This is a genomic window from Aquipuribacter aurantiacus, from assembly GCF_051216895.1.
Classification (GTDB): domain Bacteria; phylum Actinomycetota; class Actinomycetes; order Actinomycetales; family JBBAYJ01; genus Aquipuribacter.
The window spans coordinates 1-24,508 of record NZ_JBPKAO010000017.1 but is presented as its reverse complement, the minus strand read 5'-3'; the positions used below and the strand labels follow the sequence as shown (position 1 = coordinate 24,508).

The window sequence follows — 24,508 nt, the reverse complement described above, 5'->3', positions numbered from 1 at the left end:
GCGTCGACGGATGCAGCGACCCCGTCGGCGGTGGGTCCGTCAGTCCCAGCGCAGCCAGCGGCGGGCGAGGACGGCGAGCACCGCGGTCCACCCGGCCAGCAGGGCCAGCTGCCCCACCGCCACCCGGCCGTCGACCAGCGCGGCACGCAGCGTCTCGCCCAGCGCGGCGGTCGGCAGCAGGCCCAGCGCGGTCGCCAGGCCGGGGACCTGCTCCGCCCCGGTGGCGGCGACGGGCAGGACCAGACCGCCACCGACCAGCACCGCCACCCACACCAGGTTAGCCAGGCCCAGGACGCCCTCCGGCCGGACGGTGCCGGCCAGCAGCATCCCCGCCGACAGCATCGCCGCCGTCCCCAGGAGCAGGGCGGGCACGGCCAGGAGCACGCCGGTCGCCGACGGGGACGAGCCGAGCACGGCCGCCGTGACCAGCAGCAGCGCGGCCTGCAGCGCCACGACGGCGCACACCGCCAGGACACGGGCGCCCAGGAGGCCACCGCGCCCGAGCGGGGTCGTGGCCAGCAGCCGCAGGACCCCGGCCCGGCGGTCGAAGGCCAGGGCGATCGCCTGACCGGTGAACGCCGACGAGACCACCGCGACCCCCAGCGCCCCGGCCAGCGCGGCCGGGGCCTGGGGCAGGGGGGACAGGTCCGGGACCCCGGTCCGCAGCACGCCGACGAGCACCCCCACGGGCAGCAGGAACGTCACCAGCAGCTGCTCGCCGTTGCGGAGCACGGCCCGCAGGTCCCAGCCGGCCTGCCGTCGGACCCGCTGCCACCACGTCGCCGGGCCCGCCGAACGGCTGCCCGCCCGTCGGCTCGACTGCGTCGCCGCGGTCACGACGCGCGCCGTTCGTCGCCCAGGCGCAGCACGAGCTCCTCGAGGCTGGGCCGCGCCACCGTGATGCCGCCGCGGGCGCCGTTGCCCGCCTGCCACGACGCGATGCTCACCAGGTCCTGCGGGCCGTGGGAGCCGTGCAGCTCGAACTGCCCCGGCCGGGTCTCGGCGATCCGGGCCGCCGGGCCGAGCGCGGCCCGCAGGTCGTCCACCGGGCTGCCCGGCGGGGCCTCGAAGCGGACGACCTCCTCACCGGTCACGCGGTCCGGTGCCCCGTCGGCCAGGACGCGGCCCTCGTGGAGGACGACGACCCGGTCGGCCGCCCGCTCGACGTCGACGAGGGTGTGCGAGGACCACAGCACGGCGCAGCCGTCGTGGGCCGCGTCGGCCACCAGGTCGAGGACGGCGCGACGTCCCTCGGGGTCCAGCGCCGCCGTCGGCTCGTCCATGACCAGCACGTCGGGGTCGCCGACCAGGGCGCAGGCGACGGCCAGGCGCTGCCGCTCGCCCGAGGACAGCCGGCGGACCGTGGTCCGCCCGACGTGGTCCAGCTGCAACCGGGCGACGAGGTCGGCGGTCGCGCGGGGCGAACGGTGCAGCCCGGCGTGGTGGTCGAGGACGGCCCGGGCCGGTGCGGCCAGCGGCAGCCCCAGGTCCGCCAGGACGACGCCGACCCGCGCCCGCTCGGCCGGACCGGCGCGCCGCGGGTCGGCGCCGACGACCCGCACCCGACCGCCGTCGGGGCGCCTCATCCCGGTCACGCAGTCCAGCAGCGACGTCTTGCCGGCGCCGTTGGGACCGCACAGCGCCACCACCTCACCCGGTCCCACCTGGAGATCGACGCCGTCGACGGCCACCACCTGGCGTCGGCGCGAGGTGTGGACCCGGCGGAGGTCGGTGACGACCACCGGGGCGTCGGAGGGGGCGTGGGGCACGCGGCGATCGTACGAGCCGTGGGTCGAGTGGAGTTCCGCCCGCATTTACGTCATGCTGTGCGTGTGCAAATTGAGGGTGCGACCGGCTCGACGCGAGAGGCCACCGATGCGCCGCGCGACCGGGTCTTCGCCGCCGTCCTCGAGCACGGGCCCGTCTCGGCCGCGTCCCTGGCCGGCCGGCTCGGGGTGACCCCGGCCGCCGTCCGTCGCCACCTCGAGGCGCTGTCCGACGACGGGCTGATCGAGCCCCGCTCGGCCCCGACCACCGGTCGACGCGGCCGCCCGGCGCGGGTGTTCGTGGCCACCGAGCGCGGCCAGGGCGCGGCCCGGGGTGACTACGACGACCTCGCGGTGGCGGCGCTGGAGTACCTGGACGAGCACGTCGGCGACGGCGCGGTCCGGGACTTCGCCGAGCGCCGCTTCGGCGAGCTCGAGCGCCGGTACGCCCCCGTCGTCGACGCCGCCGGCCCCGACCCGCGCGAGCGGGCCAAGGCGCTGGCCCGCCAGCTGTCCACCGACGGGTTCGCGGCGAGCGCGCGGACCGTCGCGGTGTCGCCCCTGGCCGTCACGACCAGCGGTACCCCCGTGGGCGGCGTCCAGCTGTGCCAGGGACACTGCCCCGTGCACGCCGTCGCGACCCGGTTCCCGCAGCTGTGCGAGGCCGAGACCCGTGTCTTCTCCCGCCTGCTGGGCGTCCACGTCCAGCGGCTGGCGACCATCGCGCACGGCGAGCACGTCTGCACCACGTTCGTCCCGACCCCTGACGTGCCGCTCAGGAACACATCCGCACCACCGCGCCTTGCTGCAGACGAGCCAGTCGAGGCGAGACCGGCGGGCGCGAGGCCCCTCATCGCGAGCCCGCACGTCCCGAGCCCCACCCCCACCAGCACGACCGTCAGGAAGGACCTCCCATGACGACGACCGACGAGCCCACCACCACGGCCCCCACCCAGGCGGAGCAGCTCGACAGCCTGGGTCGCTACCAGTTCGGCTGGTCCGACTCCGACGTCGCCGGCTCCACCGCGCGCCGCGGTCTGAGCGAGGACGTCGTGCGCAACATCTCGGCGCTGAAGGACGAGCCCGAGTGGATGCTCAAGACCCGTCTCAAGGGTCTGTCGCTGTTCGGGCGCAAGCCCATGCCGACCTGGGGCTCCGACCTCACGGGCATCGACTTCGACAACATCAAGTACTTCGTGCGCTCGACCGAGAAGCAGGCGCAGTCCTGGGACGACCTGCCCGAGGACATCCGGGCCACCTACGACCGGCTCGGCATCCCCGAGGCCGAGAAGCAGCGCCTGGTCTCCGGCGTCGCGGCCCAGTACGAGTCCGAGGTCGTCTACCACGCGATCCGTGAGGACCTCGAGGAGAAGGGTGTCCTGTTCCTGGACACCGACACGGCGCTGCGCGAGCACCCGGAGCTGTTCAAGGAGTACTTCGCCTCGGTGATCCCGGTCGGCGACAACAAGTTCGCCGCGCTGAACAGCGCCGTGTGGTCCGGCGGGTCGTTCATCTACGTGCCCCCGGGCGTCCACGTCGACATCCCGCTGCAGGCCTACTTCCGGATCAACACCGAGAACATGGGCCAGTTCGAGCGGACGCTGATCATCGCCGACGAGGGCTCCTACGTGCACTACGTCGAGGGCTGCACCGCCCCGATCTACCAGTCCGACTCGCTGCACTCCGCGGTCGTCGAGATCGTCGTGAAGAAGGGCGCCCGCGTCCGGTACACGACCATCCAGAACTGGTCCAACAACGTCTACAACCTGGTGACCAAGCGGGCTGTGGCCGAGGCCGGCGCCACCATGGAGTGGATCGACGGCAACATCGGCTCCAAGGTGACGATGAAGTACCCCGCCGTGTTCCTCATGGGCGAGCACGCCCGGGGCGAGACGCTGTCGATCGCGATGGCGGGCGAGGGCCAGCACCAGGACGCCGGCGCCAAGATGGTGCACGCCGCGCCCCACACGTCCAGCTCGATCGTGTCCAAGTCGATCGCGCGCGGCGGTGGCCGGACCTCCTACCGCGGCCTGGTCCAGGTGCTCGAGGGCGCCCACCACAGCGCCAGCAACGTGCTGTGCGACGCGTTGCTCGTCGACACGATCAGCCGCTCCGACACCTACCCCTACGTCGACGTCCGGGAGGACGACGTCCGGATGGGCCACGAGGCCACGGTCTCCAAGGTGTCCGAGGACCAGCTGTTCTACCTGATGTCACGAGGGATGCCCGAGAGCGAGGCCATGGCGATGATCGTCCGCGGCTTCATCGAGCCGGTGGCCCGCGAGCTGCCGATGGAGTACGCCCTCGAGCTGAACAAGCTCATCGAGCTGCAGATGGAAGGGGCCGTCGGGTGACGACCAGCACCACTGACCACACGAACGCGGGCATCGACCCGACCGACCCGTCCCAGGTGAACGCCGGTGACCTGGACACCACGAGCACCGACCCGGCGACCGCCGGGCTGGAGCCGGGCACGGCGGAGAACCTGGGCGTGGACGGGCTGCGGGTACCCGTGGCCGGTGCGGCCCTGGCGGCCGTCCGCTCCTACACCGGGACCACGGTCCCGGACGTGAGCCGGGCCGACCGGGTCCGCTCCACCGACCCCGACGACTTCGCCGTGCCGACCGGGCGCGAGGAGGAGTGGCGGTTCACCCCGCTGCACCGGGTGCGGGACCTGTTCTCCCCGGCGGCCGAGGGCGAGCGGGCCGTCACCGTCGTCGTCCGCACGGACGACCCGGCGGTCGAGGACCTCGAGCACGCTCCGGGCGAGGGGGTCGCCCGTCCGGGCGACCGGATCGCCGCCGTGGCGCAGAGCACCGCGTCGGTGCGACGGACCGTCCGGGTCCCGGCCGAGCACGTCGTGGCCGAGCCGATCCACGTCGACCTGACCGGGACGGGTGGCCGCGGCGCGGTCGACCTCGTCATCGACGTCGGCGCGTTCAGCTCCGCCACGGTGCTCGTGGACCACACCGGCGACGCGACGTTCGCCGGGACCGTCGGCATCCGGGTCGGGGACAGCGCCACCGTCACCGTCGTGTCGCTGCAGTCCTGGGACGCCACGGCCACCCACGTCGGTCAGCACGACGCCGTCCTGGGTCGCGACGCCACGTTCCGCCACGTCGCCGTCAGCCTCGGGGGCGACCTGGTCCGGATGGACGTCAACGTCGAGTACACCGGCCCGGGGGCCTCCTCGGAGTGCTTCGGGCTGTACTTCGCCGACGCGGGTCAGCACCTGGAGCACCGGCTCTTCGTCGACCACTCGGCGCCCACCTGCACCAGCAACGTGACCTACAAGGGAGCGCTGCAGGGCAAGGACGCGCACACCGTGTGGATCGGCGACGTGCTGATCCGCAAGGAGGCCGAGGGGATCAACACCTACGAGCTCAACCGCAACCTCGTCCTCACCGAGGGTGCCCGGGCCGACTCCGTGCCCAACCTCGAGATCGAGACCGGCCAGATCGAGGGAGCCGGCCACGCCAGCGCCACCGGCCGGTTCGACGACGAGCAGCTCTTCTACCTGCAGGCCCGCGGCATCCGACCGCTGCAGGCCCGCCGGCTCGTGGTCCTCGGCTTCTTCGCCGAGATCCTCCAGCAGATCGGCATCGAGTCCGTCCAGGACCGGCTCCTGGACGTCGTCGAGCAGCGTCTGCAGGACGCCGCGCTGCTCGACCCGACCGACGACGAGATGCCCGCAGTACCGCACGCCGTCACCCCGGCGTCCAGCCCGCAGACCAGCACCGGCAACCCCCAGGAGCACACGTCATGACCACACTCGAGATCCGCGACCTCCACGTCAGCGTCACCGCCGACGGCGAGGCGAAGGAGATCCTCAAGGGCGTCGACCTGTCGATCAGCTCCGGCGAGACCCACGCGATCATGGGGCCCAACGGCTCCGGCAAGTCCACGCTGGCCTACTCCATCGCCGGGCACCCCAAGTACACGGTCACCAGCGGCACCGTGACCCTCGACGGCGAGGACGTCCTGGCGATGAGCGTCGACGAGCGGGCCCGCGCCGGGCTGTTCCTCGCCATGCAGTACCCGGTCGAGATCCCCGGCGTCAGCGTCAGCAACTTCCTGCGCACCGCCAAGACCGAGATCTCGGGCGAGGCACCGGTCCTGCGTCACTGGGTCAAGGACCTCAAGTCGGCCATGACCGGCCTCAAGATGGACTCCGACTTCGCCTCGCGCAACGTCAACGAGGGCTTCTCGGGCGGGGAGAAGAAGCGCCACGAGATCCTGCAGATGAAGCTGCTGCAGCCCAAGCTCGCGATCCTCGACGAGACCGACTCCGGTCTGGACGTCGACGCGCTGCGGGTCGTCAGCGAGGGCGTCAACGACGTCAAGGCCGAGACCGGCCTCGGCGTGCTGCTGATCACCCACTACACGCGGATCCTGCGCTACATCAAGCCCGACTTCGTCCACGTCTTCGTGGACGGTCGCGTCGCCGAGGAGGGTGGCCCCGAGCTGGCCGACCGCCTCGAGAACGAGGGCTACGACCGCTACGTCACCGCCGGCGCCTGAAGGAGCTGACCGCATGACCGAGACCCCTCAGACCGACGGGCCCACCCAGACCGTCCAGTCGCCGCAGACCCCCGTCGCGCCCTACGCGACCCCCACCCCGCCGGCGTCCCCGGGACCCGTGGACGCCCCCACCGGGCAGGTCGACGTGGGCACCCCCGGGGCGGCCCCGTCGGCCACCCCGGTGGACGCCGCCGACGTCGAGGAGGCCATGCGCGACGTGGTCGACCCCGAGCTCGGCATCAACGTCGTCGACCTGGGCCTCGTGTACGGCATCCACGTCGACGCGCAGAGCAACATCGTGCTGGACATGACGCTGACCTCGGCGGCCTGCCCGCTGACCGACGTCATCGAGGACCAGACCCGCAACGCGCTGGCCCCGCTGTCGGCCTCGGCCACCATCAACTGGGTGTGGATGCCGCCGTGGGGTCCGGAGAAGATCACTGACGACGGTCGCGAGCAGCTCCGCGCCCTGTCGTTCAACGTCTGACGTGTGAGCGGTAGCCGCTTCCTCGAGGTCTCGGCGGGGCGGCTGCCCGGCTGGGTCGAGCGCTACGTCTCGGCCCGGGCCGGCGCCGTGCGAGCCGTCGTCACCGACACCGGGTTCGACCTGGTCGGGGACGACGGCTCGTCGGCGTCGTTGGCCCTGCTGGAGCCGGGTTCGTGGGCGGCGGCCGGGCCGGACGACCCGGACGGAGCCGTCGTCCCGGCGGACCTGGCGGTGCCGGCGTCGGACCTGACGGCGCGGACGGACCTGACGGGCGTGGCTGCGCCGACGGACGTGGCGCACCTGGAGGCGCTGACGGACCTGGCGGCGCTGCTCGCGGCGGAGGCCGGACGCAGCCGGACCCTGCTGGTCTGCCTGGTCCGGCGCGGGGGCTGGAGCGTCGGTGTGGTGCGCGACGGGGTGGTCCTGACCGGCAAGACCGGTCGCCGCTACGTGCAGGGCACGACCGCGGCCGGGGGCTGGAGCCAGCAGCGCTTCGCCCGCCGCCGGGGCGGTCAGACCGACAAGCTCGCCGACGACGCCTCGTCCGCGCTGGTGCGGATGATGGCGCAGGCCCCCGGCGCGACGGGCGTGGTGGTCGGCGGCGACCGCCGACTGGCCGAGTCGGTCCTGGCCGGCACACCCGCGCAGGACCTGCCCGTGCTCGGACCGATCGAGGTCGGCGAGCCGCGCCGGACCGACCTGGACGCGGCCGCGGTCCGCGCGCAGGCCGTGCGCGTCACGGTGCACGACGCGCCCTGAGCCCTCGACCGCCGGCGCCCCACCCGGCCTGCGCACGAGGCCGTCCCCCCGGACGGCCGGGCGTCGTGTGGGACGTTCCTGGCGCGGTCCGGCGTCGTGTGGGACGTTCCTGGCGGGGTCCGGCGTCGGGTGGGACGTTCCTGGCGCGGTCCGGCATCGTGTGGGACGTCTCGTGCGTCGACGGGGTCTCAGGCGTGCGGTTTCGTCCCACACGTCGGCCCGGCCGCTCAGCCCAACAGCCGGCGCAGCTGGCGCAGCACCTCATCCGGCCGTCGGGCCTGATGACGGTCGACCTGCAGCACGGTCCAGCCCGCCTCCCGAACCAGGTTGTGGCGGCGGAGGTCCTTCCGCAGCTGGTCGCTCTCACCGTGCACCCGGCCGTCGTACTCGCACCCGACGAGGTGCTCCGGCCATCCGAGGTCCAACCTGGCCACCGTCCGACCGTCCAGGACCACCGGGCACTGGGTGAGCGGTTCGGGGAGGCCCCCGGCCACCACCATCAGCCGCAGGGCCGTCTCCGGGGGTGAGTGGACGCCGTCCCGGCAGAGGGCGAGCACGTCCTGTGCCGTCCGGACCCCCTTCAGGCCACGGTGGTCCGCACCGGCCCGACGCGCATCGTCCGCTCTCAGTCCCGTGCCGTTCAGCAACGCGTCCACACGCGCGACCCGGTCGGCCAGGACCGGGACCGGCATCCCGATCCCCCGGGCGAGGTCGAACGCCGCCCGTGCGGCCGTCGTCGACAGACCGAGGGGGGTCGGGACCACCTCGTCCACGTCGAGACGGGCCAGGTGGGTGACGACCTCGGATCGGCGCCGAAGCCGGTGGTGCGAGCCGATGCCCACGGCCACCGGTTCGTCGTCGTCGGCGAACGGTGCGCCGAGGGCCCAGGCCGCGCTGGCTGCGAGCAGGACGTGCTCGTCCCCGTTGATCTTCCGGAAGGCCTGGATCAGCCGGCCGTGTCCCTGGGTGGTGGTGGCCGTCTGGTGGGCGCCTTGCATGAGTCGCGTGTAGCCGGGTCCCCGGAGCCGGCGTGGCGAGACGAGGGGCAGTGCGTCGCGGGTTCGGAACGGCGCCGCGTGCAGACGAGCGAGGGGGTCCATGCCGGGAGGCTCGACCGGGTCGCGGTCCCCGGGGGAGGGCGACGGGTCCGACCGTGGACGGCCACGCCGTCGCGTCGGCTGTGGACACGCGAGCAGGTCCCGGGCCACGCCTCGACGTGTGGGACGGAACGTGACGCCGGAGGGGCTGCGGGCGACCGGAACGTCCCACACGGGGGCGCGGCCGGGACGGAGCCGGTCCTGTCAGTCGACGAGGCCGCGGGCGGCCAGGGCGTCGCCGGTCGCGCGGGCGTGCGCGACCGCGCGGATGACCGTGGGCGTCACCAGGGCCCGGACGTCGCGGCCCCGGCCGCGGGCGCGGGCGGCGTCACGGGCCTGCAGCGCGACGTCCCAGAGCACGTCGACGCTGCGCAGCGCCAGGGCGAACGTGAGCGCGACACGGTCCGGGTGCAGGTGGGCACGAAGACCGGGGACCCGGCGCAGCGGACCCACCGCGCCCGCCACGGTGTCGAGCATCCGGTCCATCGGGGTGGTCACCGTGACCAGGCCGGCCAGCAGCACCAGGCCCGACAGGTCCAGCAGCACCTCCAGCCCCTGGACCGGCCCGCGGCTCAGCGCCTGGTAGCCGGCCAGGACCAGCAGGGGGACGGCGAGTCGCCGCAGCATGCCGGCGACCACCGGGGCGGGCGTCCTGACGCGGAGGTGACCCCCCAGGGCCAGCGCGAGGACCAGGGCCCCGGGGACCAGGGCGGTGCTGCCGAGCGACCCGGTGGTGCGCAGCAGGACCACGACCAGCGCGGCCACGGCCACCCCCAGCAGCTTGCGGCCGGGGCTCGCCCGGTGCAGCCACGTGGTGCCGTCCCGGTGCGGCGGGACGAGCGACGGGCGTCTCACGGCCCCCGCCACCTCGTCGGCGACGGGCCGGCCACGGGCCGCCGGGAGAGGTCCCGGCGCCCGGTCCGGCTCACGAGGCGTCCATCAGGTCACGGTAGGCCGCCAGCGTCGGCCCCGGTGGGCCGTCGGCCACCACCTGGCCGTCCTCCACCACGAGGACGCGCTCGCACGCGGCGGCCAGCTCCAGGTCGTGGGTCGCCAGCACCACCGGCACCCGGACCTCGTCCACGGTGCGCCGCACCAGCCGGGTGTTGCGGCGGTCCAGCAGCGTGGTCGGCTCGTCCAGGACCAGCAGCCGGGGCCCGGTGGCCAGCACGGCGGCGATCGCCAGCAGCTGACGCTGCCCGCTGGACAGGTCGTGGACGGGTACGTCCGCCCGCTCCGCCAGCCCGACGTGGCTCAGGGCGGCCCGCACCCGGGCGTCCCGCTCCGGGCGGGGGAGCCTGAGCCGGCGCAGCGACAGGGCGACGTCCTCGGCCGGGGTGGGCATGACGACCTGGGCGTCGGGGTCGGTGAACACGAAACCGACCATCGACCTGGCGCGGGCGGGGGAGCGGGCGGGGTCGACCGTCTCCCCGCGCGACCCGTCGGTGGCCGGCAGGTCCAGCAGGACCCGCCCCGCGGTGGGGCTGACCAGGGCGTTCAGGCAGCGCAGCACCGTGGACTTGCCCGACCCGTTGGCGCCGACCAGAGCCACCCGGCGCTCGGACAGCGAGAACGACATCCCGCGCAGGATCTCGGCGGCGTCGACGCGCAGGTGGACGTCGTCCAGGCTGAGGTACGGCCTCAGCTCGTCGCCGCCGTGGCGGTCACGGGCGCACGGCGGGCGAGCAGGTCGGGGAACGCGCGGTGGACGCTGGCGGCGACGAACGCCGCGACGACGACCTTGACGCCGTCCAGGGGCAGGAACGGCAGCACGCCCCCCAGGAAGGCGGCCCACGGGTCGAGACCGGTGATCAGCATCAGACCCAGCCAGCCACCCAGGTAGGTGACGACCATGCCGCCGAGGAACGCGGCCAGCATGAGCATCGGCAGCCTTCCCCGCGTGCGGCGCAGAGCCAGCACGGCGACGAGGCCGGTGACGACCGTGCCGGGCAGCCACGCGACGATGTATCCCGCCGTCGGCCCGGCCAGGACGCCCAGGCCCGCGCTGCCGCCGGCGAAGATCGGCAGGCCGGCCAGGCCCAGCGCCACGAACACGGCCACGGCGGCGACGCCGCGGCCGGGACCCAGGACCAGGCCGGCGAGCATGATGCCCAGCCCCTGCAGCGTGATGGGCACCCCCGCTATCCCCACCGGGATGGCGGGGACCAGCGACAGCACGACGATCAGCGCGGCGAAGACGGACACGAGGGCGACATCACGTCCGGCGCCGGGGCCGGGACGAGCGGGCTCGACACCCGGGGCAGAGGAGGGGACAGTCACAGCGGTGAAGGTACCCGGCGGGCCCCGGTACCATCGAACAGCCGTGATCAGACTTGCCCCCACCCCCCGTGCCCGGTCCCACCAGTCCCAGACCATGGGGAGCGTCGCGTGATCTCCGTCCAGGACGTCGAGCTCCGCGCGGGCGCCCGCCTCCTCGTCGCCGGGGCCACCTTCCGGGTGGGTGACGGTGACCGGGTCGGGCTGGTGGGGCGCAACGGGGCCGGCAAGACGACCCTGACCAAGGTCATCGCCGGCGAGGCGGCGCCCGCCGCCGGGACCGTGACCCGCACCGGGTCGATCGGCTACCTGCCGCAGGACCCGCGCACCGGCGACCTCGACCAGCTCGCCCGCGCCCGCATCCTGGCCGCCCGCGGCATGGACACCGTGGCCGCGAGGCTGCGCAAGGCCGAGCGCGAGATGGCCGACGGCGACGACGCGACCCGCGAGAAGGCGATGGACCGCTACGCCCGCGCCGACGCCGACTTCGAGGCCCTCGGCGGCTGGGCGGCGGAGTCCGAGGCCGAGCGGATCGCCGGCAACCTGGGCCTGGACGAGCGTGTCCTGGGCCAGCCGATCGGCACGCTGTCCGGCGGTCAGCGGCGCCGCGTCGAGCTGGCCCGGATCCTGTTCTCCGGCGCCGACACCCTGCTGCTGGACGAGCCGACCAACCACCTCGACCACGACTCCATCGTCTGGCTGCGCGAGCGGCTGGCGACCTGGCCCGGCGGGTTCGTCGTCATCAGCCACGACACGGCCCTGCTCGAGGCCACCGTCACCCAGGTCGTCCACCTGGACGCCAACCGGTCCGTCCTGGACGTCTACGCCATGGGCTGGAAGACCTACCTGGCCCAGCGCGAGCAGGACGAGCGCCGCCGCCGCCGCGAACGGCAGAACGCCGAGAAGAAGGCGTCCCACCTGCACGCCCAGGCGCTCAAGATGAAGGCCACCGCCACCAAGGCCGTGGCCGCGCAGAACATGGCCAAGCGCGCCGACCGGCTGCTGGACGGGCTGGAGGAGTCGCGCAAGGCCGACAAGGTCGCCGCCCTCCGCTTCCCCGACCCCGTGCCGTGCGGGCGGGTGCCGCTGACCGCCGAGGGCCTCAGCCGCTCCTACGGCTCGCTCGAGGTCTTCACCGACGTGTCCCTGGCCATCGACCGGGGCAGCCGGGTCGTCGTGCTCGGCCTCAACGGCGCGGGCAAGACGACGCTGCTGCGGCTGCTGTCCGGGACCGAGACCCCCGACTCCGGCGAGGTCGTCCCCGGTCACGGCCTGCGGCTGGGCTACTACGCCCAGGAGCACGACACCCTGGACCCGGACCGGACGGTGCTGGAGAACATGCGCTCGGCCGCGCCCGACCTGGACGACACCAAGGTCCGGACCGTCCTCGGCTCGTTCCTGTTCTCCGGCGACGACGTCTCCAAGCCGGCGCACGTGCTGTCGGGCGGGGAGAAGACGCGCCTCGCGCTGGCGACGCTGGTCGTGTCCGGCGCGAACGTGCTGCTGCTGGACGAGCCCACGAACAACCTGGACCCCGCCAGCCGCGACGAGGTCCTGACCGCGCTGCGCGGCTACGCCGGGGCCGTCGTGCTGGTGACGCACGACGAGGGGGCCGTGGACGCGCTGGAGCCCGAGCGCGTCCTGCTGCTGCCCGACGGCGACGAGGACATGTGGGGCGCGGACTACCGCGAGCTCGTCGCCCTGGCCTGAGGGCCGTGGACGCCGTGGACGCCCTGGCCTGAGGGACGCGGGCGCCGTGGGGGAGGTGCGGCGACCGTCGGCGGGGCCCACGGGTCCCCACCGATTGGCGGGAGCCGCGTGGGGACAGCACGATGGGGCCGACGATGACTGGAGGGCTCGTGGTTGAGATCAAGAAGGGCGTCCGCCTCACCGGGACGGAGCGGGACACGCTGAGCAGCAGGTTGGTGGCGGAGTACGAGCAGGGAGCGAGCATCCGGTCGCTCGCGGAGAGCACCGGCCGCTCCTACGGGTTCGTGCACCGGGTGCTCAGCGAGTCCGAGGTGAAGCTGCGCAGCCGCGGCGGCGCGACCCGGGGTCGGGCGAAGGCCGCAGACTCCTGAGCACGGACGGCACGGTCGTCCGGGTCGAGCACCACGACGACGGTGTCGTGCACGTGGTCCTGGACGGCCCGCGGACGCTGAACGCGCAGACCCCCGACACCTGGGCGGCCCTGCACGCAGCGGCGGACGAGCTGCCGGTGGGCACGCGGGTCGTGGTCCTGCGCGGGCAGGGACGGGCGTTCTCGTCCGGGCTGGACCGGTCGATGATGCCGGTGCTCGCCGGTCTGGGCACCCGCCCGGACGCCGAGGTGCAGGAGCAGATCGCCGGCTACCAGCGCGCGTTCACGTGCTGGCGGCGGCCGGGGGTGCTGTCCGTGGCGGCGGTGGCCGGGCCTGCCGTCGGCGCGGGGTTCCAGCTGGCCCTGGCCTGCGACCTGCGGGTCGCCGCGGACACCGCGACGTTCCGCATGGCCGAGACGTCGCTCGGGCTCGTCCCCGACCTGGCCGGGACGGGCCCGCTGGTCCGGGCCGTCGGCGAGGCCGCCGCGCTGGAGATCTGCCTGACCGGTCGCACCGTCGGAGCGGCGGAGGCCCTCCGGACGGGGCTGGTGCGGGCCGTGGTGCCCACCGAGGAGCTCGAACGGGCCACCGACGACCTCGTGCAGGCCGTCCTCGCAGCACCCGCGGCCGCCACCGCCGCCACCCTCGACCTGCTCCGCGACGCCGGCGCGCGGACGGCGGTCGAACAGCTGGAGCGGGAGCGCGCGACGCAGGCCCGGCTGCTGCGCGGGCTCGCGCGCCGCCCGAGCACCCGGGCGTCCGCCGGCGACGCGGAAGGTCCCGGCCCCGTCGGGCGTTGACGCCCACGATGAGCACAGCCAGCGGCTTCCGCGCCGCCCGCAGCTACCGGCTGGACCCCAGCGTCACCAAGCGCGGCGTCCAGGCGTCGACGTGGCGGCGGATAGCGTCCTACGCCGGTCGCTACCGCACCGCCGTCGTGGTGTTCCTGCTGCTCACCGGGCTGTCCGCCGGACTGGTGGTGGTCACCCCGCTGCTGCTGCTGCGCCTGGTCGACGACGGCGTGGCCCAGGGCGACCGGACGCTGGTGCTCGTCCTGGCCGGGATCGCGCTGGCGGTGGCGCTGGCCGAGGCGGTCGTCACCCTGGTGCTGCGCTGGCTGAGCGCGAAGATCGGGGAGGGCCTGATCTACGACCTGCGGACCGAGGTCTTCGACCACGTGCAGTCGCAGCCCATCGCGTTCTTCACCCGCACCCAGACCGGGGCGCTGGTGACCCGGCTCAACAGCGACGTCATCGGCGCGCAGCGGGCGTTCACCACGGTCCTGTCCGGCGTGGTCAGCAACGTCGTCAGCGTCGTCGCCGTCGTCGTCACGATGCTGGCCATCTCCTGGCAGATCACCCTGGCCTCGCTGCTGCTGGTCCCCGTGTTCCTGGTCCCGGCCCGCTACGTCGGCCGTCGGCTGCAGCTGCTCACCCGCGAGTCGTTCAACCTGAACGCCGACCTCGGCAACCGGATGACCGAGCGGTTCAACGTGGGTGGCGCCCTGCTGGTCCGTCTGCTCGGCGTGCCCGCCACCGAGAGCACCGAGTACGCCGAGCGGGCCGGCCGCGTGCGTGACGTCGGCATCCGGATCGCCATGGCCAACCGGTTCTTCGTCGTCGCGCTGGGCCTGGTGGCCGCGGTCGCCACCGCCGTGACCTACGGCGTCGGGGGGCTGCTCGCCATCTCCGGCGCGCTGACGGTCGGGTCGCTGCTGGCGCTCGCGGCCCTGCTGGGGCGGCTCTACGGGCCGCTGACGGCCCTGTCGAACGTCCGCATCGACGTGATGACCGCCGTCGTGTCGTTCGAGCGGGTCTTCGAGGTGCTGGACCTGCCGCCGCTGGTCCGGGAGGCCGACGACCCGGTCCGGCTGCCCGCCGGGCCGCTCGAGGTGCGCCTGGAGCACGTGTCGTTCACCTACCCACGGGCCTCCGACGTCTCGCTACCGTCGCTGGAGACCCCGGGTGCCCCGGACACCGGTGGCGACGCCCCCGCGCTCAGCGGGATCGACCTCACGGTCCCCGCCGGCAGCACCGTGGCGCTGGTCGGTCCCTCCGGGGCGGGCAAGACCACGCTCACCGGCCTGGTGTCACGCCTGCACGACGCCACCGAGGGCCGGGTCCTGCTGGCCGGGCGGGACGTCCGCAACGTAGCCACGACGTCGCTGCGCCAGGCCGTGGGGGTGGTGAGCCAGGACGCGCACCTGTTCCACGACTCGCTGCGGGCCAACCTCCGCTACGCGGACCCGACCGCCTCCGACGAGCGGCTGTGGGGGGCGCTGGCCGACGCGCAGGTCGACGCCCTCGTCCGCTCGCTGCCGGACGGCCTGGACACCGTCGTCGGCGACCGGGGGCACCGGTTGTCGGGAGGCGAGAAGCAGCGGATCGCCATCGCGCGGCTGCTGCTGCGCGACCCCGGCGTCGTGGTGCTCGACGAGGCCACCGCCCACCTGGACTCCACGTCCGAGGCGGCCGTGCAGGAGGCCCTCCGACGCACCCTGACCGGACGGACGGCCATCGTCGTCGCGCACCGGCTCAGCACGGTCCGCGACGCCGACCTCGTGGTCGTGGTCGAGCAGGGGCGGGTGGCCGAGCAGGGCACGCACGCCGCCCTGCTGGCCCTCGACGGGCTGTACGCACGGCTCTACCGCACCCAGCTCATGACCGGGCGCGAGGAGCCGGACGAGCCGGGTGACGGCGCTGACGACGACCTCGGTCCCGGCGCCGACGGTCCCGTCGACCCCGGCCGGGTCGGGGACGGTGCGCTCACCGCGAGCGGCTGAGACCGCTCACCGCGAGCGGCCGGGACCGCTCACGGCGAGTGGCCGGGACCAGTCACGGCGAGCGGGTGAGACCGCCGTCGACGGTGACCGCGGTCCCCGTGACGTAGGACGCCGCGGGGGAGACGAGGAACGCGGCCACCCGCGCGAACTCCTCCGGCATCCCGATGCGACGCAGCGGGACCGACGCCTCGAAGTCGGCGCGCGCCGTGGCGGCGTCCCCGGTGGCCTCCTCGATCTCCCGGACGCGGGCGGTGTCGAACCGGCCGGGCAGGACCACGTTGACCCGCACGCCCACCGGCCCGAGCTCGTCGGCCAGCTCCTTGGCGACCATGGCCAGCCCCGGACGGAGCCCGTTGCTGATGCCCAGACCCGTGATGGGCTGCTTGACGGAGGTCGACAGCACGAGGACCACGGCGCCCCCCTCGAAGCCTGCGCTGCGGGCCACGGCCGTCGTCAGCCGGACGGCCCCCAGGAACACCGACTCGAACGCCGAGCGCCACTGCTCGTCGGTGGCGTCGTAGCTCCGCACGGCGGGCGGACCGCCCACGCTCACCACGGCCCCGTCCAGACGACCGAAGCGCGCGTTGGCGCTGGCCACCAGGCGCCCGGCCGTCGAGGGGTCCGACAGGTCGCCCGGGATGGCCATCACCGCGCCCCCGTCACCCAGGTCGACCACGGCGGCCTCGAGGCGCGACTCGTCCCGGCCGCACAGGACCACCTTCGCCCCGTCGGCGAGCAGCTGGCGGGCCGTGGCCAGCCCCAGACCGCTCGAGCCACCGGTGACGACGTACACGCGTCCGTCCAGCCCACAGTCCATACCGACCATAGTGACGCACGCAGCGGCGGTAGGTCCGCCGATCAGCGGCCCGGGTCGTAGACCCAGCCCTCCTCGACCTGAGGCCCGCGCTGCTCGTCCTCCGCCTGCTGCTCCCCGGCGTGGCGCCGGGCCAGCACGAACCAGATGCCGAGACCGGCCAGGGCGAACAGGTACCACTGCACGCCGTAGGCCAGGTGGGGGCCGGGGTCGGTGTCCGGGCGGGGCACGGGCACCACGGCGGTCGGCGCCTCGCCCTGCTCGGTGGCCACGACGCCGTAGGCCGTGCTCAGCGTCGGTCCGTCGGCGTCGGACAGCAGCGTGGGCACGTGCAGGCGGTAGGTCTGGCCCTCGGGAGCCGCGCGGGTGGAGGCCTCCTCGCCCTCGCGCAGGCGCACGACCACGTCCACCGGACCGTTCGGGGCGTCGGGGAGGGCGCCGGGCGAGCTCGCGTCGGCGCCGGAGGGCAGCCAGCCCCGGACGACCAGGACCGTCGCGGTCGTGCCCGCCTCGACCACCTCGAACGGGGTGGCCACCAGGTAGCCGTTGCTGCCGCCCTGGGGCCGGTTGCGCACCAGCACCGTGCCGTCGGGGTCGTAGCGGCCCCGCATGGTCACCGGCTGCCACTCACCGGCCACCCCGAGCGGCGCGTCCAGGTCCGCGACCACGTCGGCGAACCGGCCGGGGGAGGAGTCGTAGTTCTCGAGCACGGCGGCGTTGCGCTCGGCGCGGGCCACGCGACGGTCCAGCTGCCACTGGGCCAGCCAGACGCACACCAGGGCGAAGACCACGGCGACCGCGAGCCCGGCCAGCCAGCGTGGGTCGCGCAGCACGCGGGCGACGGTCGTGGCCCGGGACGTGGGCCCGCTCCCGGTGCCCGTCACGGGGCCCGGTCCGGGACCGGACCCGCCGGCGGCGTCGGACCGGGGTCCGGCTCCGCCTCGGCCAGCGGGACCACGTCGCGCAGGAAGCCGCGGGCGCCGAGGAACTGCGACAGGTGCTCGCGGTGCGCCTCGCACGCCGCCCAGAGCTTGCGCCGCTCCGGCGTGTGGAGGGCCGGGTTGTTCCAGCGCAGCGCCCACACCGCCGCGCTGCGGCAGCCCTTGGCGCTGCAGCGGGCCGGCTCCGGCTCGACGGTACCCGTGGGGGGGCTCGTCGGCTCGGTGTCGCCGTCGGCGGGCGGGGGTCCGGGCACGCTCAGGCGGCGTCGTCGCGGCGCGGGGGCAGGGCCCGGACGTCCAGGTCCAGGGGCTGCACCGGGGCGACCTGACGGAGGGTGCGCTCGGGGCCGGCGTTGGCCAGGATCACCGCGACGTAGGGCAGCAGCACCGCCCCCGGGACGAACAGCCACGCCGCCCAGTGCGGGAACACGATGATGAAGCCGATCACGCACAGCGTGCGCACGCCCATGCTGAACGCGTAGTTGCGCATCCGCCGCCCGACGTCCTCCGTGTGCGAGGACCGGGCGCTGGTGACCCGCTGCAGCGGCTCGACCGCGATGACACGGGGGGCCGGGTGCGGCTGGTGCCGCTCGTTCTCCACCCCCCAACGGTACGTCAGGCCGCCTCGCTGGCCGACGACAGGTGGAAGTCGCCCACCAGCAGGGGCGGCGCGGCCGCGCGGGGCAGGTAGTCGCCCAGCTCGCGCGGCAGGCAGACCGTGGGGGCGCCGGCGTCCAGGACCCGCCCCAGCAGGGCGGCGGGCGAGTCGTTGAACCGGAAGTTGCCGGCCGCGCCCACGACCTCGCCGTCGCGGACGACGTACACGCCGTCACGGGTCAGGCCCGTCATGAGCATGGTCTGCTCGTCCACCGTGCGGACGTACCAGAGGCAGGTCAGCAGCAGCCCGGACCCCATCCGCGCGACCAGGTCGGCGACGTCGCCGGAGCCCCCGGCCACGTCGACGAGCAGGTTGCCCGCGAACGGCGCCACGGGGGTCCCCGCCAGGCCGGCCGTGTGCCGCGTGGCCGGCAGCGCCCGGAGCACGCCGCCGTCCAGGTAGCGGGTACCGGGCACCTCCAGACCGTTGTCGAAGACGCTGGCCGTGGCGCTGGTGCTGGTGGTGGCGATCCGGTCGCTGGTCCCCAGCACCGGGTGGTGCGGGTCGTCGCGCACGGTCAGCGGGCTGCTGGTCAGCCGCTCGCCGACCCGGGTGCCGCCGCCGGGGCGGGCGAACACGCCGCGGCCCTCCGACGCCGTGCGGGCGTCGGCGGAGAACAGCCACTCGCCCATCAGGTCCGCGACCGCGGACGGCGGCAGCAGGACCCGGTGCCGACCGGGGGCGACGTCGACCCGACGCCCCTGCCAGTGCAGCCCCTGGACCACCTCGGCGGCCAGGGCGTCGACGTCCACGTCGATGAAGTCACGGGTGCCGGCCCCGGCCCACGCGGAGCGGCTGCGGGCGTGGCTCTTGCCGTTGAGCTCCACGGTCCCGTACGGCTCGACCGACCGGTGCCGCGTGCCGGTGCTGCTCGCGGTCCAGGTCGTGGCGACGACGTGCTCCGCGAAGCCGAACATCTCCCGCTGCTGCGCCTGCGAGGCCTCGAACAACCGGCCCAGCGCGGCCGCCGTGCCTGACAGCCGTTCCGGTGACGCGGCTTCCGGCTCGGCGGCGAAGTCGTCGGACACGGGGCCCACGGGCAGCTCGGCCGCGTCCTCGGCGGGACCCGAGCGTCGGGCGGCCACCACGGCGTCGGCGACCAGCGCCTGCAGCGCGTCGGGGTCACCGACCTGGCGGGTGAGGCTGCCGTAGGCGCGCCCGGCCGCGGAGTCCTGCACCGCCACCACCCCGACCGACGTCGTGCTCGTCGTGCCGGTGGTGGTCAGCTGGTTCGCGGCCCACCGCAGGTTGGTGGCGTCCTGGCGCTCGAGCACCACCACCACGTCGTCCGCCCCGGCGACGCGTCCCGCGGCCAGGGCCTGCTCGACGACCTGCTCCGGCGTCATGCGCCCTCCTCCTCGGTGTTGAGGACCGACACCTGGGACACGACGACCGCCGGGCAGCCGTGGCTGACCGGTGCCGCCTGCCCGGGCTGGCCCTTGCCGCAGTTCAGCGCCCCCTGCAGCGACCAGGTCGACGGACCGCCGACCGCGCTGAGCCCGGCCCAGAACTGCGGTGTGCTGCCCTGGTAGGCGACGTCGCGCAGCATCCCGGCCAGCCGACCGTCCTTGATCCGGTGGAACTGCTGCCCGGTGAACTGGAAGTTGAAGCGCTGCATGTCGATCGACCAGGACCGGTCGCCCCGGACCAGGATGCCGTCCTCGACCCCCGCGACCAGGCCCGCCAGGTCCGGGCCGTCGGGGTCCGCGGCCAGGCTGACGTTGGGCATCCGCTGCAGCGGGGCGTGGACCGCGGTGTCGGCGTAGGCACAGCCGTTGGACGTCTCGCCCCGCTCGGCGGCCATCGCCCGGTCCAGCTGGTAGCCGACGTGGACGCCGTCACGGACGATGTCCCAGCGCTGCGCCGGGACGCCCTCGTCGTCCCAACCCACCGTGGACAGCCCGTGCGGCTCGGTCCGGTCACCGGTCACGTGCATGAGCGGGCTGCCGTAGCGGCGGGTGCCGAGCTGGTCCGGCGTGGCGAACGACGTGCCGGCGTAGGCCGCCTCGTAGCCCAGCGCCCGGTCCAGCTCGGTGGCGTGGGCCACGCTCTCGTGGATGGTCAGCCACAGCTGGCTGGGGTCGATGACGAGGTCGTAGCGGCCCGGCGTCACCGACGGGGCGGCCAGCTTCTCGCGGGCGGCCTCCGCCAGGCCGGGCACCTCCGCGGCCAGCGGCGCGTCGGGGGCGGTCAGGTACTCCCAGCCGCGGGCCACGGGCGGGGCCAGGCTGCGGACCGTGTCGACGTCGCCGTCGTCCCCGGCCACCACCGCCGTCACCTCCGGGTGCATCCGCACGCGCTGCTGCACGGTCCGGCTGCCGGCCAGGTCGGCGTAGAACTTCTGCTCCTTGACCGACATCACGTTGGCGTCGGCGTGCGTCGCGCCGGCGTCGAGCACCTGGCCGGTCCAACCCAGCAGCAGGGCGGCCTGCTCGTCGGCCGGGACCGTCGTGGGGTCGGTGTCGTACCCGGACACCCAGGTGCCCTGCTGCACCGGTACCGGGGCGAGCTCCACGCGGCGCCGCACCAGCGGACGGGCGACCGCGGCGGAGCGCACGGCGAGGGCGGCCGTGGCGGCGGCGGAGGTCGTGCTCAGCTCGCCGGTGGCCGCGAACCCCCAGGCGCCGTCGACGACGACCCGGACGCTCAGGCCGGCGTCGGTCTCGTCGCTGCTGCCCTCCACGGCGCGGTCGCGGACCCGGACCACCACGTCGCGCACCTGCTGCACCCTCACCGCCGCGTAGTCGGCCCCGGCCGCGCGGGCCACCTGCAGGGCGGCGTCGGCGAGGGCGTCGAGGGGCAGGGCGAGGAAGTCGGCGTCGACCCCGTGGGTGCTTCTCACGGGCCCGACGGTAGCCGCTCGGCCCCCGCCCCCGGGGACCGCGGGGGCCCTGGCGGTGGGGACCGCGGCGGCCTTGGCGGCGGGGGGCGCGGGAGGCCGCCCAGGCGGGACGGGCGAGCGTCTCAGGCGCGCAGGACGACCTTGCCGGTCGTGCTGCGCGAGCGCAGGTCCCGGTGCGCCTGCCCGGCGTCCTCCAGCGCGTACTCCCCGCCCACGACGGGACGCAGCAGCCCCGACCGGGTCATCGACAACAGCTCGGTCATGGCCGAGCGCAGCCCGCCGCGGGCCAGGGCGTGCTGCAGCCAGAACCCGGCCACCGTGCGAGAGGAGGCCATCAGGTCGACCGGGGCGATGCTCCGTCCGGCGCGGCGCGAGGCCAGCCCGAACACCACCAGGCGTCCCAGCGGGGCCAGGGCCAGGTAGGAGCCGTTGAAGACGTCGCCGCCGGTCATCTCCAGGACGACGTCCACCCCCGTGCCCGCGTTCGCGGACAGCAGCAGGTCGCGAACGGCACCGCCCCCACCGGCCTCGGCGGCCGCGTTGACGTCCACCACCACGTCGGCGCCGAGGTCCGCGACCACGGCCCGCTTGGCCGGCGTGGACGCCGAGCCGATGACCCGCCCCGCGTTCCACCGCTGCGCCAGCTGCAGGGCGACCGTCCCCACCCCGCCGGCCGCGCTGTGCACGACGACGCTCTCGCCCGTGGCCATCCGGGTCGAGGTCCGCAGCAGGTGCCAGGCCGTGACGCCCTGCAGCACCAGGGCGCAGGCCTCGGGACCGGGCAGGTCCTCGCCGATCTCGATGGTGGAGGCCACCGGGGTGACGGCCAGCTCGGCGTACCCGCCGTCGCGGACCAGGGCGACGACGCGCCGGCCCAGCATGGACTCGTCCGTGCCGGGCCCGGTGCGGACGACGCGGCCCACGACCTCCGCGCCCGGCACCAGGGGCAGCTGCTGCGGCGCCAGGTAGGTGTTCTCGGTCGCGTGGGTGTCGGCGTAGTTGACGCCGCTCACCTCGACCCGGACGAGCAGCTCGCCCGGTCCGGGCAGCGGGTCGGGGATCTCGTGGACGGCGAGCACCTCGGGACCGCCGAAGGCGTGGACGACTACGGCTCGCACCCGCCGACCCTAGCCGGAAGCCGCCCAGGTAGTTGACGCGTCCACCAACGCGCGACGAGGGTCCGCGCAGATCGGCTAGCGTCACCGCCATGTCCGATCAGTCCCGTCATGCACTCGTCACGGGCGGCAACCGGGGGATCGGCCTCGGGGTCGCCACCCACCTGCTGGCCCAGGGGTACGACGTCACGGTGACCTCGCGCAGCGGCGCGCTGGGTCCCGACGCCCCCGCCGGCCTGCGGGTCGTGGCCTGCGACGTCACCGACGCCGCCTCCGTGGACGCGGCCTTCACCGAGGCCGAGGCCGCCGCCGGGCCCGTCGAGGTGCTCGTGGCCAACGCCGGCATCACGTCGGACCAGCTGCTCATGCGCATGTCGGAGGACGACTTCGGCTCCGTCCTGAACACCAACCTGGGTGGGTCCTGGCGGGTGCTCAAGCGGGCCAGCAAGGGCATGATCCGGGCCCGCTACGGCCGGGTCGTGCTCATCGGCTCCGTCGTGGGGCTGTACGGGGGACCGGGCCAGGCCAACTACGCCGCCAGCAAGGCCGGCCTGGTGGGGCTGGCCCGTTCGGTCACCCGCGAGCTCGGCACCCGGGGCATCACGGTCAACGTCGTGGCTCCGGGGTTCATCGACACGGACATGACGGCGGCGCTGGACGAGGCCACCAGCCAGCGCTACCTGTCCGCCATCCCCGCAGGACGCTTCGGTGCGGTGGACGACGTCGCCGCCGCCGTGGCGTTCCTGGTCGGGGAGCAGGCAGGCTACGTCAGCGGTGCCGTGGTGCCCGTCGACGGCGGCCTCGGCATGGGTCACTGACACCGCGCGTGCGCGCCTACGGAAGGAAACACTGATGGGTCTGCTCGAGGGCAAGCGTCTGCTCGTCACCGGTGTCCTCAAGGACAACTCGATCGCGTTCCACGTGGCGCGCCTGGCGCAGGACGAGGGGGCGACGGTCGTCCTGTCGTCCTTCGGCCGGATGATGAAGATCACCCAGGCGATCGCCCGCCGGCTGCCGGCCCCGGCTCCGGTGGTGGAGCTCGACGTCACCGACACCGATCACCTGGACTCGCTCGCGGAGCGGGTGGGGGAGCACGTCGACGGCCTCGACGGCGTCCTGCACTCCATCGGCTTCGCCCCGCAGGGCGCCCTCGGTGGCAACTTCCTGCACACGCCGTGGGAGGACGTCGCCACCGCGGTGCACGTGTCGGCCTACTCGCTGAAGTCGCTGACGATGGCCGCCCGGCCGCTGCTGCACAGCGGCTCCAGCGTGGTCGGCCTCACCTTCGACGCCACCGTGGCGTGGCCGGTCTACGACTGGATGGGCGTGGCCAAGGCGGCCTTCGAGTCCACGGCGCGCTACCTGGCCCGTGACCTCGGCCCCGACGGCATCCGCGTCAACCTGGTCGCGGCCGGACCGCTGCGGACCACCGCCGCGACGTCCATCCCGGGGCTGGAGGCCGTGGAGGCCACGTGGGCGGAGCGCGCCCCGCTCGGCTGGGACGTGTCCGACCCGGAGCCGACGGCCCGTGCGTGCTGCGTGCTGCTGTCCGACTGGTTCCCCGCCACGACGGCCGAGATCGTGCACGTCGACGGCGGCGTCCACGCGATGGGCGTCTGAGGTGGCCGCGGGTGGCCGCCGGGGCTCACGCCGGCTGCTGATCGTCCGCCACGCCAAGGCCGGGTACCCCGACGGCGTGTCCGACCACGACCGACCGCTGACCGAGCGGGGCGAGCGCGACGCGCTGGCCCTGGGGGAGTGGCTGGCCAAGGAGCGGTTCGTCCCCGACGTGGTGCTGGTCTCGTCCGCGACCCGCGCGTCGGCCACCTGGGACCTGGCCGCGCGGGCCCTGGCGGACGCGGACATCGACGTGCACGTCGAGCGGCGGCTCTACAACGCGGACGCCGACACCGTCCTGGACCTGATCCGCGAGCGCGGCGGCGACTGCCACACCGTGGCCGTCTTCGGCCACGAGCCCGGCCTGTCGACGCTGGCCCGGACCCTGGCCGACGCCGACACCTCCGACCCGCAGGAGCTGGCGGGCCTCGGCGACCGGTTCCCGACCGCAGGCGTCGTCGTCATGCGTCAGCGGGCCGCCTGGGCCGACACCGCCCTGGAGAGCCTCGTCCTGTCGCGCGTGGTGGTCCCCCGGACCTGAGTCCGGCGCAGGCGCTGCAGTCGCCGGAGCGGCGGCTGCCGTAGCGGCTGCGGCTGCGGTAGCCGCCGCGGCTGCCGTGGCCGTAGCCGCCGCCCTGGTTGTGGGAGCAGTTCCGGGTCGGACAGCCGGTCCGGGCCCGATCTGATCCCACAACTGCGGCGGGGCGGCGGGACGGCGAGGCCGCGCGTGGGCGGTGCGGTCGGGCTTGCC

The 24,508-nt window shown here is 74.7% G+C and carries 26 protein-coding genes; 13 read left to right on the top strand and 13 right to left on the bottom strand.

The features are described 5' to 3' along the window. Positions 1-39: 39 nt before the first annotated feature. Both ACR80Q_RS17395 and ACR80Q_RS17390 read right to left on the bottom strand, forming a co-directional pair. The gene (locus ACR80Q_RS17395) at positions 40-837 is read right to left on the bottom strand and encodes an ABC transporter permease (protein WP_435378917.1); all 798 of its coding nucleotides are present in this window, start codon (positions 835-837) and stop codon (positions 40-42) included. Then, the gene (locus ACR80Q_RS17390; RefSeq protein ID WP_435378916.1) at positions 834-1,769 is read right to left on the bottom strand and encodes an ABC transporter ATP-binding protein; all 936 of its coding nucleotides are present in this window, start codon (positions 1,767-1,769) and stop codon (positions 834-836) included. Before ACR80Q_RS17390 ends, ACR80Q_RS17395 begins: the two co-directional genes overlap by 4 nt. 63 nt (positions 1,770-1,832) lie before the next feature. Between ACR80Q_RS17390 and ACR80Q_RS17385 the strand changes: the two genes are divergently transcribed. From ACR80Q_RS17385 to ACR80Q_RS17360, 6 genes are all read left to right on the top strand, one after another. Beyond that, positions 1,833-2,684 (top strand): helix-turn-helix transcriptional regulator, encoded by an 852-nt coding sequence (locus ACR80Q_RS17385; protein WP_435378915.1) that lies wholly within the window; start codon positions 1,833-1,835, stop codon positions 2,682-2,684. Then, a complete protein-coding gene (gene sufB / locus ACR80Q_RS17380; RefSeq protein ID WP_435378914.1) occupies positions 2,681-4,120 on the top strand; it encodes a Fe-S cluster assembly protein SufB in 1,440 nt (479 codons plus the stop codon). Before ACR80Q_RS17385 ends, sufB begins: the two co-directional genes overlap by 4 nt. Then, on the top strand, positions 4,117-5,532 hold the full coding sequence (gene sufD, locus ACR80Q_RS17375; protein ID WP_435378913.1) for a Fe-S cluster assembly protein SufD: 1,416 nt from the start codon (positions 4,117-4,119) through the stop codon (positions 5,530-5,532). The genes sufB and sufD overlap by 4 nt, the downstream gene beginning before the upstream one ends. Further along, positions 5,529-6,287 (top strand): Fe-S cluster assembly ATPase SufC, encoded by a 759-nt coding sequence (gene sufC / locus ACR80Q_RS17370; protein ID WP_435378912.1) that lies wholly within the window; start codon positions 5,529-5,531, stop codon positions 6,285-6,287. The genes sufD and sufC overlap by 4 nt, the downstream gene beginning before the upstream one ends. A gap of 145 nt (positions 6,288-6,432) precedes the next feature. After that, on the top strand, positions 6,433-6,774 hold the full coding sequence (locus tag ACR80Q_RS17365) for a metal-sulfur cluster assembly factor (protein ID WP_435378947.1): 342 nt from the start codon (positions 6,433-6,435) through the stop codon (positions 6,772-6,774). Positions 6,775-6,777: 3 nt separating this feature from the next. After that, the gene (locus ACR80Q_RS17360; RefSeq protein WP_435378911.1) at positions 6,778-7,533 is read left to right on the top strand and encodes an acVLRF1 family peptidyl-tRNA hydrolase; all 756 of its coding nucleotides are present in this window, start codon (positions 6,778-6,780) and stop codon (positions 7,531-7,533) included. A gap of 227 nt (positions 7,534-7,760) precedes the next feature. Here the strand turns inward: ACR80Q_RS17360 and ACR80Q_RS17355 are convergent, their stop codons facing one another. The 4 genes from ACR80Q_RS17355 to ACR80Q_RS17340 all read right to left on the bottom strand — a co-directional run bounded on the left by ACR80Q_RS17355 (position 7,761) and on the right by ACR80Q_RS17340 (position 10,835). Beyond that, positions 7,761-8,531 carry a putative endonuclease domain-containing protein gene (locus ACR80Q_RS17355; protein WP_435378910.1) on the bottom strand — a complete coding sequence of 257 codons (771 nt, stop codon included), beginning with the start codon at positions 8,529-8,531 and terminating at the stop codon, positions 7,761-7,763. 303 nt (positions 8,532-8,834) lie between these two features. Beyond that, positions 8,835-9,485: a CbiQ family ECF transporter T component gene (locus ACR80Q_RS17350; protein ID WP_435378909.1), complete on the bottom strand. Its 651-nt coding sequence runs from the start codon at positions 9,483-9,485 to the stop codon at positions 8,835-8,837. A gap of 70 nt (positions 9,486-9,555) precedes the next feature. After that, the gene (locus ACR80Q_RS17345; RefSeq protein ID WP_435378908.1) at positions 9,556-10,209 is read right to left on the bottom strand and encodes an energy-coupling factor ABC transporter ATP-binding protein; all 654 of its coding nucleotides are present in this window, start codon (positions 10,207-10,209) and stop codon (positions 9,556-9,558) included. A 62-nt stretch (positions 10,210-10,271) separates the two neighbouring features. Continuing rightward, complete coding sequence (locus ACR80Q_RS17340; protein WP_435378907.1) at positions 10,272-10,835, bottom strand: biotin transporter BioY; 564 nt, start codon at positions 10,833-10,835, stop codon at positions 10,272-10,274. A 183-nt stretch (positions 10,836-11,018) separates the two neighbouring features. On the opposite strand from ACR80Q_RS17340, the gene ACR80Q_RS17335 reads away from it, so the two are divergent. The 4 genes from ACR80Q_RS17335 (at position 11,019) to ACR80Q_RS17320 (ending at position 15,770) form a co-directional block, all read left to right on the top strand. Next, entirely contained in the window at positions 11,019-12,617 is a 1,599-nt protein-coding gene (locus ACR80Q_RS17335) for an ABC-F family ATP-binding cassette domain-containing protein (protein ID WP_435378906.1), read from the top strand. A gap of 149 nt (positions 12,618-12,766) precedes the next feature. Further along, positions 12,767-12,988, top strand: a complete 222-nt coding sequence (locus ACR80Q_RS17330) for a helix-turn-helix domain-containing protein (protein WP_435378905.1) — start codon at positions 12,767-12,769, stop codon at positions 12,986-12,988. A 47-nt stretch (positions 12,989-13,035) separates the two neighbouring features. Beyond that, positions 13,036-13,788, top strand: a complete 753-nt coding sequence (locus ACR80Q_RS17325) for an enoyl-CoA hydratase/isomerase family protein (RefSeq protein WP_435378904.1) — start codon at positions 13,036-13,038, stop codon at positions 13,786-13,788. An 8-nt stretch (positions 13,789-13,796) separates the two neighbouring features. Next, positions 13,797-15,770, top strand: a complete 1,974-nt coding sequence (locus tag ACR80Q_RS17320) for an ABC transporter ATP-binding protein (protein ID WP_435378903.1) — start codon at positions 13,797-13,799, stop codon at positions 15,768-15,770. A 52-nt stretch (positions 15,771-15,822) separates the two neighbouring features. Here the strand turns inward: ACR80Q_RS17320 and ACR80Q_RS17315 are convergent, their stop codons facing one another. From ACR80Q_RS17315 to ACR80Q_RS17285, 7 genes are all read right to left on the bottom strand, one after another. Continuing rightward, positions 15,823-16,587, bottom strand: coding sequence for an SDR family oxidoreductase (locus tag ACR80Q_RS17315; protein WP_435378902.1), 765 nt, complete (start codon positions 16,585-16,587; stop codon positions 15,823-15,825). A 41-nt stretch (positions 16,588-16,628) separates the two neighbouring features. Further along, positions 16,629-17,417, bottom strand: coding sequence for an SURF1 family cytochrome oxidase biogenesis protein (locus tag ACR80Q_RS17310; RefSeq protein ID WP_435378901.1), 789 nt, complete (start codon positions 17,415-17,417; stop codon positions 16,629-16,631). A 47-nt stretch (positions 17,418-17,464) separates the two neighbouring features. After that, positions 17,465-17,779, bottom strand: coding sequence for a hypothetical protein (locus tag ACR80Q_RS17305; RefSeq protein ID WP_435378900.1), 315 nt, complete (start codon positions 17,777-17,779; stop codon positions 17,465-17,467). Positions 17,780-17,781: 2 nt separating this feature from the next. Further along, on the bottom strand, positions 17,782-18,126 hold the full coding sequence (locus tag ACR80Q_RS17300; protein ID WP_435378899.1) for a DUF3099 domain-containing protein: 345 nt from the start codon (positions 18,124-18,126) through the stop codon (positions 17,782-17,784). Positions 18,127-18,140: 14 nt separating this feature from the next. After that, a complete protein-coding gene (locus ACR80Q_RS17295; RefSeq protein ID WP_435378898.1) occupies positions 18,141-19,529 on the bottom strand; it encodes a metallopeptidase TldD-related protein in 1,389 nt (462 codons plus the stop codon). Further along, positions 19,526-21,025 carry a TldD/PmbA family protein gene (locus ACR80Q_RS17290; RefSeq protein WP_435378897.1) on the bottom strand — a complete coding sequence of 500 codons (1,500 nt, stop codon included), beginning with the start codon at positions 21,023-21,025 and terminating at the stop codon, positions 19,526-19,528. Before ACR80Q_RS17290 ends, ACR80Q_RS17295 begins: the two co-directional genes overlap by 4 nt. Before the next feature lie 122 nt (positions 21,026-21,147). After that, positions 21,148-22,143 carry a quinone oxidoreductase family protein gene (locus tag ACR80Q_RS17285; protein WP_435378896.1) on the bottom strand — a complete coding sequence of 332 codons (996 nt, stop codon included), beginning with the start codon at positions 22,141-22,143 and terminating at the stop codon, positions 21,148-21,150. Between the two features lie 89 nt (positions 22,144-22,232). Between ACR80Q_RS17285 and fabG the strand changes: the two genes are divergently transcribed. The 3 genes from fabG to ACR80Q_RS17270 are packed head-to-tail and all read left to right on the top strand — an operon-like array spanning position 22,233 to position 24,298. After that, positions 22,233-22,958, top strand: coding sequence for a 3-oxoacyl-ACP reductase FabG (gene fabG, locus ACR80Q_RS17280; protein WP_435378895.1), 726 nt, complete (start codon positions 22,233-22,235; stop codon positions 22,956-22,958). 34 nt (positions 22,959-22,992) lie between these two features. Next, positions 22,993-23,760 carry an enoyl-ACP reductase FabI gene (gene fabI / locus ACR80Q_RS17275; protein ID WP_435378894.1) on the top strand — a complete coding sequence of 256 codons (768 nt, stop codon included), beginning with the start codon at positions 22,993-22,995 and terminating at the stop codon, positions 23,758-23,760. 1 nt (position 23,761) lies between these two features. Further along, the gene (locus tag ACR80Q_RS17270) at positions 23,762-24,298 is read left to right on the top strand and encodes a SixA phosphatase family protein (RefSeq protein ID WP_435378893.1); all 537 of its coding nucleotides are present in this window, start codon (positions 23,762-23,764) and stop codon (positions 24,296-24,298) included. The last annotated feature ends 210 nt before the right edge of the window (positions 24,299-24,508 follow it).

Coding starts and splice junctions, on each gene's coding strand:
- sufB (WP_435378914.1), top strand. CDS start 2,681: ATGACGACGACCGACGAGCCCACCACCACGGCCCCCACCCAGGCGGAG.
- sufC (WP_435378912.1), top strand. CDS start 5,529: ATGACCACACTCGAGATCCGCGACCTCCACGTCAGCGTCACCGCCGAC.
- ACR80Q_RS17355 (WP_435378910.1), bottom strand. CDS start 8,531: ATGCAAGGCGCCCACCAGACGGCCACCACCACCCAGGGACACGGCCGG.
- ACR80Q_RS17345 (WP_435378908.1), bottom strand. CDS start 10,209: ATGTCGTTCTCGCTGTCCGAGCGCCGGGTGGCTCTGGTCGGCGCCAAC.
- ACR80Q_RS17320 (WP_435378903.1), top strand. CDS start 13,797: ATGAGCACAGCCAGCGGCTTCCGCGCCGCCCGCAGCTACCGGCTGGAC.
- ACR80Q_RS17315 (WP_435378902.1), bottom strand. CDS start 16,587: ATGGACTGTGGGCTGGACGGACGCGTGTACGTCGTCACCGGTGGCTCG.
- ACR80Q_RS17295 (WP_435378898.1), bottom strand. CDS start 19,529: ATGACGCCGGAGCAGGTCGTCGAGCAGGCCCTGGCCGCGGGACGCGTC.
- fabG (WP_435378895.1), top strand. CDS start 22,233: ATGTCCGATCAGTCCCGTCATGCACTCGTCACGGGCGGCAACCGGGGG.
- fabI (WP_435378894.1), top strand. CDS start 22,993: ATGGGTCTGCTCGAGGGCAAGCGTCTGCTCGTCACCGGTGTCCTCAAG.